This window comes from Angustibacter speluncae (genome assembly GCF_054777815.1).
Map to the genome: position 1 here is coordinate 19,350 of NZ_BAAHAF010000159.1, position 9,736 is coordinate 29,085.

13 protein-coding genes are annotated in these 9,736 nt (G+C 75.2%); 10 read left to right on the forward strand and 3 right to left on the reverse strand.

What is annotated here, in order from left to right:
• Positions 1-9 precede the first annotated feature (9 nt).
• Both ACYVKY_RS17870 and ACYVKY_RS17875 read left to right on the forward strand, forming a co-directional pair.
• Positions 10-846 carry a helix-turn-helix domain-containing protein gene (locus ACYVKY_RS17870; RefSeq protein ID WP_460436333.1) on the forward strand — a complete coding sequence of 279 codons (837 nt, stop codon included), beginning with the start codon at positions 10-12 and terminating at the stop codon, positions 844-846.
• Positions 843-1,526, forward strand: coding sequence for a dienelactone hydrolase family protein (locus ACYVKY_RS17875; protein WP_460436334.1), 684 nt, complete (start codon positions 843-845; stop codon positions 1,524-1,526). Before ACYVKY_RS17870 ends, ACYVKY_RS17875 begins: the two co-directional genes overlap by 4 nt.
• Positions 1,527-1,630: 104 nt before the next feature.
• On the opposite strand, the gene ACYVKY_RS17880 is transcribed toward ACYVKY_RS17875, so the two are convergent.
• Together ACYVKY_RS17880 and ACYVKY_RS17885 are read right to left on the reverse strand one after the other, a co-directional pair.
• On the reverse strand, positions 1,631-2,092 hold the full coding sequence (locus ACYVKY_RS17880; protein WP_460436335.1) for a MarR family winged helix-turn-helix transcriptional regulator: 462 nt from the start codon (positions 2,090-2,092) through the stop codon (positions 1,631-1,633).
• Positions 2,093-2,121: 29 nt separating this feature from the next.
• On the reverse strand, positions 2,122-3,267 hold the full coding sequence (locus ACYVKY_RS17885; protein ID WP_460436336.1) for an acyl-CoA dehydrogenase family protein: 1,146 nt from the start codon (positions 3,265-3,267) through the stop codon (positions 2,122-2,124).
• Between the two features lie 66 nt (positions 3,268-3,333).
• On the opposite strand from ACYVKY_RS17885, the gene ACYVKY_RS17890 reads away from it, so the two are divergent.
• From ACYVKY_RS17890 to ACYVKY_RS17920, 7 genes are all read left to right on the forward strand, one after another.
• The gene (locus ACYVKY_RS17890) at positions 3,334-4,104 is read left to right on the forward strand and encodes a Rossmann-fold NAD(P)-binding domain-containing protein (protein ID WP_460436337.1); all 771 of its coding nucleotides are present in this window, start codon (positions 3,334-3,336) and stop codon (positions 4,102-4,104) included.
• A 62-nt stretch (positions 4,105-4,166) separates the two neighbouring features.
• On the forward strand, positions 4,167-4,691 hold the full coding sequence (locus tag ACYVKY_RS17895) for a TetR/AcrR family transcriptional regulator (protein WP_460436338.1): 525 nt from the start codon (positions 4,167-4,169) through the stop codon (positions 4,689-4,691).
• Between the two features lie 48 nt (positions 4,692-4,739).
• Positions 4,740-5,144 carry a hypothetical protein gene (locus ACYVKY_RS17900; protein WP_460436339.1) on the forward strand — a complete coding sequence of 135 codons (405 nt, stop codon included), beginning with the start codon at positions 4,740-4,742 and terminating at the stop codon, positions 5,142-5,144.
• A 3-nt stretch (positions 5,145-5,147) separates the two neighbouring features.
• Entirely contained in the window at positions 5,148-5,678 is a 531-nt protein-coding gene (locus ACYVKY_RS17905) for a DUF1697 domain-containing protein (RefSeq protein ID WP_460436340.1), read from the forward strand.
• Positions 5,679-5,681: 3 nt separating this feature from the next.
• Positions 5,682-6,506, forward strand: a complete 825-nt coding sequence (locus ACYVKY_RS17910) for a helix-turn-helix domain-containing protein (RefSeq protein WP_460436341.1) — start codon at positions 5,682-5,684, stop codon at positions 6,504-6,506.
• A 4-nt stretch (positions 6,507-6,510) separates the two neighbouring features.
• Positions 6,511-6,900, forward strand: a complete 390-nt coding sequence (locus ACYVKY_RS17915) for a VOC family protein (RefSeq protein ID WP_460436342.1) — start codon at positions 6,511-6,513, stop codon at positions 6,898-6,900.
• A 49-nt stretch (positions 6,901-6,949) separates the two neighbouring features.
• Entirely contained in the window at positions 6,950-8,599 is a 1,650-nt protein-coding gene (locus tag ACYVKY_RS17920) for an FAD-binding dehydrogenase (RefSeq protein ID WP_460436343.1), read from the forward strand.
• Positions 8,600-8,630: 31 nt separating this feature from the next.
• Here the strand turns inward: ACYVKY_RS17920 and ACYVKY_RS17925 are convergent, their stop codons facing one another.
• A complete protein-coding gene (locus ACYVKY_RS17925; protein ID WP_460436344.1) occupies positions 8,631-9,323 on the reverse strand; it encodes a helix-turn-helix transcriptional regulator in 693 nt (230 codons plus the stop codon).
• Between the two features lie 57 nt (positions 9,324-9,380).
• Between ACYVKY_RS17925 and ACYVKY_RS17930 the strand changes: the two genes are divergently transcribed.
• A partial coding sequence (locus ACYVKY_RS17930; RefSeq protein ID WP_460436345.1) for an alpha/beta fold hydrolase occupies positions 9,381-9,736 on the forward strand: 356 nt, incomplete at its 3' end.

The following is a 9,736-nucleotide window of genomic DNA, read 5'->3' on the forward strand; positions in this document are numbered from 1 at the left end:
GTTCCTGGCATGGCGCGGTCGGGACCGCCGGACGGGTACTCGCTGCGCGCGTGGGCCCCTGCCGTCCCCGGTGTCACCGAGGTGCTGCACGCGCGGTTCACCGACCACGCCTACCCGCCGCACACCCACGACGCCTGGACGCTGCTGGTCGTCGACGCCGGCACCGTCCGCTACGAGCTCGACCGGCGCGAGCACGGCACGTCGCGGGGGCTGCCGACCCTGCTGCCGCCGCACGTGCCGCACGACGGGCGCGCGGCGACCGGTGCCGGCTTCCGCAAGCGGGTCGTCTACCTCGAGCCGTCGGTGCTGCCGGTGCACCTCGCCGGCGCGGCCGTCGACGCCCCCGACCGCGACGACCCGCTGCTCGGCCCGACCGTCGACGCGCTGCACGACGCGCTGCTGCACCCCGGTGACGAGCTCGAGGCCGAGAACCACCTCGTCGCGCTCACCGCCCGCCTGACCCACCACCTGGCCCGGACGGCGCCGCCGCCGCTGGCCGACGCCTCGACCGCGGCGCGGCTCCGGTCGCTGCTCGACGACCGCGTCGCCGAGAAGGTGACGCTCGAGGACGCCTCTGCCGCACTGGGAGTCACGCCGACTCACCTCGTGCGGGCGTTCTCGCGCCGGTACGGGCTCGCGCCGCACCGCTACCTCACCGGACGCCGCGTCGACCTCGCCCGGCGACTGCTGCTCTCCGGGACGCCGGCCGCCGAGGTGGCCGTGGCCGTCGGGTTCCACGACCAGGCGCACCTGACGCGGCACTTCCGCCGGCTGCTCGGCACGCCGCCCGGCGCCTTCGCCCGCGAGGGGCGGCGACGCGCGGCCGTGGGTACGTTCGGGGCATGAGCCCCCAGAACACCTCGTTCCCCAGCAACGGCGGCACCGCCCACGGCTACCTCGCGCTCCCGCCGACCGGGTCCGGTCCCGGCCTGATCGTGATCCAGGAGTGGTGGGGGCTCACCACCCACATCGAGGACGTCACGAATCGTTTCGCCGCAGCGGGTTTCGTCGCACTCGCGCCCGACCTCTACGGCGGGCGCACCACCCACGACGGCGCCGAGGCGGCGCAGATGGCGGCCGAGCTGCCGCGCGAGCGGGCGGTGCAGGACCTCTCCGGCGCCGTCCAGCACCTGCTCGAGCACGACGCCGTCACGTCGGAGACCGTCGGCGCCGTCGGGTTCTGCATGGGCGGCGGGTTCGTCATCGCCCTCGCGGCGCAGGAGGCCGACCGGGTGTCGGCGGCGGTGTCGTTCTACGGCGTCATGGGCGAGGAGCCCGACCTGTCGGGGCTCACGGCGTCCGTCCAGGGGCACTTCGGCACCCAGGACGAGACCGCGCCGCCCGAGGCCGCCCGGGCGCTGATGGCGCGCATCGCCGAGGTGAGCGGGCACGAGCCGGACCTGCACGTCTACGACGCCGGCCACGCGTTCTTCAACGACGAGAACCTGATCGGCACCTACTCGCCCGCCGACGCCGAGCTGGCGTGGGGTCGGACGCTCGAGTTCCTGCACGCGCGGGTGCGCTGACCCCTCCTCCGTTCACCACGTTCAGGTGGTGGCCGGCCACTTCGCGTGGCCCGCGCGCCTACCCCGGTGTGCGATCACCAACTGAACGTGGTGAACGAACGGGGTCAGCGCTTCTCGGCGCCCTCGAGGTGGGCCTGCACCCGGGCGAAGACGGTGTCGAGAACGGCGAGCTCGTCCGGGGTCACCAGGTCGAACAGCTGCTCGCGGACGGTGCGCACGTGACCCGGGGCCGACTGCTGCACCACGCCCCAGCCCTCCTCGGTGAGCACCGTGCGGTTGCCCCGGCGGTCGGCGGGGTCGCGCTCGCGCCGCACCCAGCCACGCTCCTCGAGCCGGTCGACGGCGTGCGAGAGCCGGCTCGGGGAGGAGCTGACGATGTCGGCGAGCTCGGTCATCCGCAGCGACCGGTTCGGCGCCTCGGACAGCATCGCCAGGATGATGTAGTACGTCTGCGGCATGCCCGACTCGTCCTGCATCTGGCGGTCGATCGCCGCGAACAGCTTGCGGCTCACCGCCAGGTAGGCGCGCCAGACCCGCTGCTCGTCGTCGTCCAGCCAGCGCGTCACGTCACCACCCCCACCCCTCGCAGGCGAGGTTACCCGCGCGCGAGGTGCCGGGCGACGACCATCCGCTGGATCTGGTTCGTGCCCTCGAAGATCTGCATGACCTTCGCCTCGCGCATGTAGCGCTCGACCGGGAAGTCGCGGGTGTACCCGTACCCGCCGAGCACCTGGACGGCGTCGGTGGTGACCTTCATCGCGGCGTCGGTGGCGACGAGCTTCGCGATCGAGGCCTGCCGCGCGAACGGACGGCCCAGGTCGCGCAGCCGCGCCGCGTGCAGGGTCGTGGCGCGGGCCGACTCGACCGCGGCGGCCATGTCGGCGAGCAGGAAGCCGAGGCCCTGGTGGTCGATGATCGGCTTCCCGAACGCCTCCCGCTCCCTGGCGTACGCCACCGCGTCGTCGAGGGCGCCCTGCGCCAGGCCGACGGCCACGGCGGCGATGCCCAGCCGGCCCGAGTCGAGGGCCGACAGCGCGATCGGCAGCCCCTGGCCCACGTCGCCGACGCGGCGGGAGTCGTCGACGGGCACGTCGTCGAAGCTCACCGTCGTGGTGTGGTCGCAGTGCAGCCCCATCTTCTTCTCGGGCGCCCCGAACGACAGGTTCGGCGCGTCACCCGGGACGACGAAGCACGTGATGCCGCGGGCCTTCTCGTCCGAGGTGCGCAGGAACGAGGTGTAGTAGTCGGCGTGGCCGCCGTGGCTGATCCACGACTTGGTGCCGCGGACGGTCCAGCCATCGTCGGTGCGGGTGGCCCTGGTCCGCATCGCCGCGGGGTCGGAGCCGGCGTGCGGCTCGGACAGGCAGTACGCGCCGAGCAGGTCGCCCTCGAGCATCGGGGCGAGCAGCGTCTCCTTCTGCTCGTCGGTGCCGAAGGTCGCCACCGGGTAGGCCGTGAGCCCGTGGACGCTGACGCCGACCCCGACCGACGCCCACGCGGACGCGATCACCTCGAGCACCTGCAGGTACACCTCGTAGGGCTGCCCGCCGCCGCCGAGCTCCTCGTCGTACGGCAGCCCGAGCAGCCCGGTGCGGCCCAGCAGGCGGAAGGTCTCGCGGGGGAACCGCTCGGCGGCCTCCTCCTCGGCCGCGCGCGGCTTCAGCTCCTTGGCGGCGATCTCGCTCACCAGGGCCAGCAGGTCCTCGGCCTCGGACGTGGGCAGCACGCGCTCGACGGTCATGGCACAGTACTGTAACCGCGATCCCAGTACTGTCCGTCCACCCGCAGGCCACCCGAGGAGCACCCCGTGAAGATCGACGCAGCGTCCGCCCTGGTCACCGGCGGCGGCAGCGGCCTGGGGGCCGCCACCGTCCGAGCGCTCGCCGAGGCCGGCGCGGCCGTCGTGGTCGCCGACCTCGCGTCCTCGCCCGGCGAGCAGATCGCCGCCGAGGTCGTCTCGGCCGGCGGTCGCGCGCAGTTCGTGGCCACCGACGTCACCGACGAGACCGCCGTCCAGGCCGCGGTCGACGCCGCGGGTGCGCTCGCGCCGCTGCGCGTCGTCGTGAACTGCGCCGGTGTGGGGACGCCGGGCAAGGTCGTCGGGAAGAAGGGCCCGCTGCCGCTGCAGGCCTTCCAGACCGTCGTCGGCGTGAACCTGGTCGGCACCTTCAACGTGATCCGGCTGGCCGCGGCCGCCATGCAGCAGACCGAGCCGGTCGGCGAGGAGCGCGGCGTGATCGTGAACACCGCCTCCGCAGCGGCGTTCGACGGCCAGATCGGCCAGGCCGCGTACTCGGCGTCCAAGGGTGGCGTCGTGGGCATGACGCTGCCGATCGCGCGCGAGCTCGCGTCCAGCCTGATCCGGGTGATGACGATCGCGCCGGGGCTCTTCGAGACCCCGATGCTCGCCGGTCTGCCGCAGGAGGCGCAGGACTCCCTCGGCGCGCAGGTGCCGCACCCCTCGCGCCTCGGCCGGCCCGCCGAGTTCGCCGCGCTGGTGCGCCACATCGCCGAGAACCCGATGCTGAACGGCGAGGTGATCCGTCTCGACGGCGCCATCCGGATGGCCCCCCGCTGACCCCCCGCACGAGCGCGGGCGCACCTACCACGGCGCGCCACCACGAGCTCTTCGACGCCCTCGTGGCGCTGTTCCTCGCCGACGGGTTCGCGCGCTTCACCCTCGACGACCTCGCGGCCCGGCTGCGGTGCTCCAAGTCGACGCTGTACCAGCTGGCCGGGAGCAGGGACGACCTCGTCCGGGCGGTCGCGGTGCACTTCTTCCGCGAGGCGACCGGACGGGTCGAGGCCGCGCTGGCCGGCGCCACCACGTCGGGCGAGCGGGTCGAGGCCTACCTGCGCGCGATCGGGCGCGAGCTGCGGCTGGGCTCGCCGGCGTTCTTCGCCGACCTGGCCGCGCCGGGCCCCGGCGGCGAGGTGTACCGGCAGAACACCGCCTTCGCGGCCGAGCGGGTCGGCGCGCTGCTCGCCGAGGGGGCGCGCAGCGGCGAGTTCCGCGCCGTGCACGCGGCGTACGTCACCGACCTGGTCGGCGCGCAGATGGTGCGCATCCAGCAGGGCCAGGTGCGGGCCGCCGCCGGCGTCGACGACGCCACCGCCTACGAGGCCCTCGCCGACCTGGTGCTGCACGGGGTCGCGACGGGCTGACGGGCTGACGGGCTGACGGCTGTCCGCCCGCCGTCGTACGGTGCCCGGGTGCGACGCCGACCCCACGAGAACGTGGCGACCGTGCTGGTCGACCCCGCACGCCTGCGCGCGCTCGAGCTCGCGCTGGTCGAGCGCGACCTGTGGGTCTGGCCCGTCGCCACCGCCCCGATCTGCGTCGACGGGCCGCGCCGGGCGTCCCAGATCCGTCGGCGGATGGTCGAGCAGCGGCAGGGCGCCTGGGACTGCGCCAGCGCGTGGACCCCCGTCTGGGTCTCGTTCGGCGAGTCCTGGCGCACCGACGACGAACCGCTGCCGTGGGCCGCGCACCGCGCGCTGTGGGACGTCCTGGCCGAGCACGCCGCGCACGTGCGGCACCGGCGCCACCTGGGCGGCGTCCCGCGGCTGCCCGTCCCGCGCGACGTGCCGACCGCCGCGGCCGAGGGGAGCGCCTGACCGATGACGCGGTACGCGCTGCTGCTGCGCGGCATCAACGTGGGCGCCTCCACGAAGGTGTCGATGCCGCGGCTGCGCGAGCTCGCCGAGGGCCTCGGCTGGACCGACGTCGGCACCTACATCAACTCGGGCAACCTGTTCGCCGAGTGCGGCCGGGCGTCCGCGGCCGCGGTAGTGCGCGACCTGGAGGCCGCGCTGCACGACGACCTCGGGCGCCGGGTCGACGTCGTCGCCCGCACGCGGCGCCAGCTCGAGGCCGTGGTCGCCGCCAACCCCTTCCCGGACGCCGACCCGAGGTTCCTGCACGTCGCCTTCCTCGCGCGGAAGCCGACCGCGGCCGGGGTGGCCGCGTTCGACGAGGAGCTCGCCCGCCACCCGGAGCGCGGCGCGGTCGTCGGCTCCGACGCGTTCGTCGACTACGTGAACGGCGCCGGCCGCTCGAAGCTGAACTGGGACAAGGTCGCTCGCGGCATGGACGTCAAGGGCACCGCCCGCAACTGGCGCACCGTCCAGGTGCTGCTCGAGCGGACCTGAGCGGTGGCGCAGCGCTGGTGGGCTCCCCCGGTGCCCGACGGCCTGCGCCCGTACGTCCGCGCCCTGCACGGCTACCGCCTCGACGGCGCGGCGCCGGGGGTGCACGTCGGCATGCCGTCGGCGGCGCTCACCGTCGTCGTCGCCCTCGGCGACCCGGTCGTGGTGGCGATGGCGGACGGCGAGCCGCGGCCGTACGCCGCGATGGCGTCCGGGCTGCACGACCGCGCGGCGTCGATCCACCACGACGGCACCCAGCACGGCCTGCAGCTCGACCTGACGCCGGCCGGTGCGCGGGCGCTGCTGGGGCTGCCGGCGTCCGAGCTGGCCGGCCGCGCGGTCGACCTCGGCGACCTGCTCGACCCGCGCGACCGGTACCTGGCCGAGCAGGCCGAGGCGGTCGACGACTGGCCGACCCGCGCCGGGCTGGTCCTGGCCGCGCTGACGCGGCGTCTCGACGGCTCGTCGCGGGCGCGTCCCGAGGTCGAGCAGGCCTGGGAGCACGTGCACCGCACCCACGGGCGCGCCCCGGTGCGGGCGGTCGCCGACGCGGTCGGCTGGTCGACCCGCCACCTGGGCGAGCAGTTCCGCGCCGAGTACGGGCTCGGTGTGAAGACGGCGGCCCGGGTCGCGCGGTTCTCGCGGTCGGCCGCGATGGTGCGACGCGGACGGCTGCCGCTGGCGCAGGTCGCCGACGCGTGCGGGTACGCCGACCAGGCGCACCTCAACCGCGAGTGGCGCGCCCTCACCGGCACCTCGCCCACCCGCTGGCTGGCCGACGACGAGCTCGCATTCGTCCAAGACGACGAGGGCGCCGGGCGTGGAGGGTGACCGCATGACCCACGACGACCGCAGCATCTGGCCCGGACTCACCTACGCCGACCCGCTCGCCGCCCGGGAGTGGTTGCGACGGCTCGGGTTCGAGGACGGCGTGCTCGTCCCGGGCGAGGACGAGGGCACCGTGCAGCACAGCGAGATGCGCTGGCCCGAGGGCGGCCGGGTGATGGTGCACTCCGCGTCCGCGGGCGGTGACCTGCCGGCCACGCACGGCTCCGGCAACTGCTACGTGGTCACCGCCGACCCGGACGCCGTGCACGCCCGCGCCGTCGCCCTGGGCCTCGAGCTGGTCCGGCCGCTCGAGGACACCGACTACGGCTCGCGCGGGTTCACCGTCCGCGACCCCGAGGGCAACGCCTGGAGCTTCGGGACGTATGCCGGCTCCTGACCACCGGGGCTCCCCGGTCGTCCAGCTACCCGGCAGTAGCATCGGCGGCGTGGAGACCGACGTCGTCGTCGTGGGAGCAGGACTGGCCGGGCTCGTCGCCGCCGCGGAGGCGGCCGACGCAGGGCGGCGGGTGGTGCTGCTCGACCAGGAGAACGAGCAGAACCTCGGCGGACAGGCCTGGTGGTCGTTCGGCGGCCTGTTCCTCGTCGACTCGCCCGAGCAGCGCCGGATGGGGATCCGCGACTCGGTCGACCTCGCCTGGCAGGACTGGGAGGGCACGGCCGGCTTCGACCGTCCCGAGGACCACTGGCCGCGCGAGTGGGCGCGCGCCTACGTCGAGTTCGCCGCGGGCGAGAAGCGGTCGTGGCTGCGCGAGCAGGGGCACAGGCTCTTCCCGGTCGTCGGCTGGGCCGAGCGCGGCGGGTACACCGCCACCGGGCCGGGCAACTCGGTACCGCGGTTCCACATCACCTGGGGCACCGGCCCCGGCATCGTCGAGCCGTTCGCGCGCCGGGTGCGCGACCACATCACGTCCGGTCGCGTGGTCGCCCGGCACCGGCACCGCGTCGACGGGCTGGTCGTCACCGACGGGACGGTGACCGGCGTGCGCGGCACCGTGCTCGCACCCGACACCTCGGCCAGGGGCGTCGCCTCGAACCGCGAGGCCGCAGGCGAGTTCGAGATCACCGCGCAGGCGGTGGTGGTCACCAGCGGCGGCATCGGCGGCGACCACGACCTCGTCCGAGCGGCCTGGCCGGAGCGCCTCGGCACCCCGCCGGAGCGGATGCTCACCGGCGTGCCCGCGCACGTCGACGGCCGGATGCTCACGATCACCCGCGACGCCGGCGGCGCGGTCATCAACCCCGACCGGATGTGGCACTACGTCGAGGGCATCGAGAACTGGGACCCCGTCTGGGCCACGCACGGCATCCGGATCCTGCCCGGTCCTTCGTCGCTGTGGCTCGACGGCGCGGGCAACCGGCTGCCGGTGCCGCTGCTGCCCGGGTTCGACACGCTCGGGACGCTGGAGCACCTGCGCCGCACCGGGTTCGACCACTCGTGGTTCGTGCTCAACCAGAAGATCATCGAGAAGGAGTTCGCGCTCTCGGGCTCGGAGCAGAACCCCGACCTCACCGGCAAGGACGTCGGCAAGGTGCTCGAGCGGGTGAAGCCCGGCGCGCCGGGGCCGGTCGAGGCGTTCAAGCGCAACGGCGCCGACTTCGTGGTCGCCTCGACGCTGGCCGAGCTGGTCGCGGGGATGAACGCGGTGACGCCGGACGCCCCGCTCGACCTGGCGAAGGTCGAGCGCGAGGTGGTCGCCCGCGACCGCGAGATGGACAACCCGTTCACCAAGGACCTGCAGGTCGCCGCGCTGCGGGCCACCCGCGCCTACCGCGGCGACAAGCTGATCCGGGTCGCGGCGCCGCACAAGCTGCTCGACCCCAAGGCCGGTCCGCTGATCGCGGTGCGGCTGCACGTGCTCACCCGCAAGACGCTCGGCGGCCTGCACACCGACCTCGACGCGCGGGTGCTCCGCGCGGACGGCGAACCGTTCCCGGGGCTCTACGCCGCCGGCGAGGTCGCCGGGTTCGGCGGCGGCGGCATGCACGGGTACCGCTCGCTCGAGGGCACGTTCCTCGGCGGCTGCCTGTTCTCGGGCCGCGCCGCCGGGCGGGCGGCGGCCGGGGCGACGGCGTAGGCGTCCGAGGCGACCCGCTCCCCCACGGGCGCTAGTCGAGACCGACGGCGGCCGCGTCGTCCGGCGGCTCGCCGAGCGCGGTCGGCTCGTGCCGGGGAGCGGGCTCGGTGGTGAGGTGCGCCGCCGTGATGCGGTCGGTGCGGAACCAGCGGTAGCCCTCGCGCAGCCGGCACCACCCGGCGAGGTACCAGTGCCCGCCGGTGAGGGCGAGCAGCACGGGCTCGACGTCGCGCTCGCTCGTCGCGCCGGTCGAGGAGCGGAACCGGATCGAGAGCACCACGCGTCGTCGCACGGCCTCCTCGACCGTCCTGGCCGTCCGCGGCCGGCGACGCCCGGCGCCGCGCACCCAGACCCGGCTCGCGACGTCCCGGGCGCGGTCGCGCTCGGCCCGCGGCATCGCCTGCAGCAGCTTGGCGAGCGCGGTGCGGCCGTCGGCCGCGAACGGCAGGTCGCGGACGGCAGTCAGGGCGACGGCGATCGAGACCGCCTCCGCCGCGGTGATGTTCACCGGCGGCAGCGTCGCCTCGGCGTCGAGCACGTAGCCGCCACCGGGTCCCGGCTGCGCCCACACCGGGCGCCCGGCCTGCTGCAGGGCCGAGACGTCGCGCTTGATCGTGCGCGTCGACACCTCGAGGTGGCGGGCGAGCTGGTCGGCGGTGCGCCCGTGCGGACCGGCCAGCCGCAGCGACTCGACGATCGCGTAGAGCCGGTCGGTGCGGTTCACGTCCCTCCGGGCAAATGGTGACAGCACGGTGCCATCGCAGGGTGCCAGGCTAGTCGCATGACGACCTCGACGGCAGCCCTGACCACCACCGGCACCACCACCTTCGAGCGCGACGGCCGCACGGTCGCCGTGCACGTCCTCGCCGCCGGGTCGCCCGGAGCCCGCGTCGTGGTGCTGTGCCACGCGGCGCCGGGCAGCGGCCTGCTCGACCCCGACCCGGCCGAGACCGCCGGGCGCGACGTCACCCTGGTCGCGGTCGACCGGCCCGGCTACGGCGGCTCCGACCCGGTTCCGGACGGCGCGTGGTCGACCGTCGACGGCGCGGCCGACGACGTCGACGCCGCGCTCGACCGGCTGGGCTTCGGCGGTCCGGTCGGCGCGGGCGGCTGGTCGGCGGGTGGCCGCGTCGCGGC

Excerpts from the sequence above, each read along its gene's own strand:
- ACYVKY_RS17870 (WP_460436333.1), top strand. The coding sequence starts at position 10 with ATGGCGCGGTCGGGACCGCCGGACGGGTACTCGCTGCGCGCGTGGGCC.
- ACYVKY_RS17875 (WP_460436334.1), top strand. The coding sequence starts at position 843 with ATGAGCCCCCAGAACACCTCGTTCCCCAGCAACGGCGGCACCGCCCAC.
- ACYVKY_RS17885 (WP_460436336.1), bottom strand. The coding sequence starts at position 3,267 with ATGACCGTCGAGCGCGTGCTGCCCACGTCCGAGGCCGAGGACCTGCTG.
- ACYVKY_RS17905 (WP_460436340.1), top strand. The coding sequence starts at position 5,148 with ATGACGCGGTACGCGCTGCTGCTGCGCGGCATCAACGTGGGCGCCTCC.
- ACYVKY_RS17915 (WP_460436342.1), top strand. The coding sequence starts at position 6,511 with ATGACCCACGACGACCGCAGCATCTGGCCCGGACTCACCTACGCCGAC.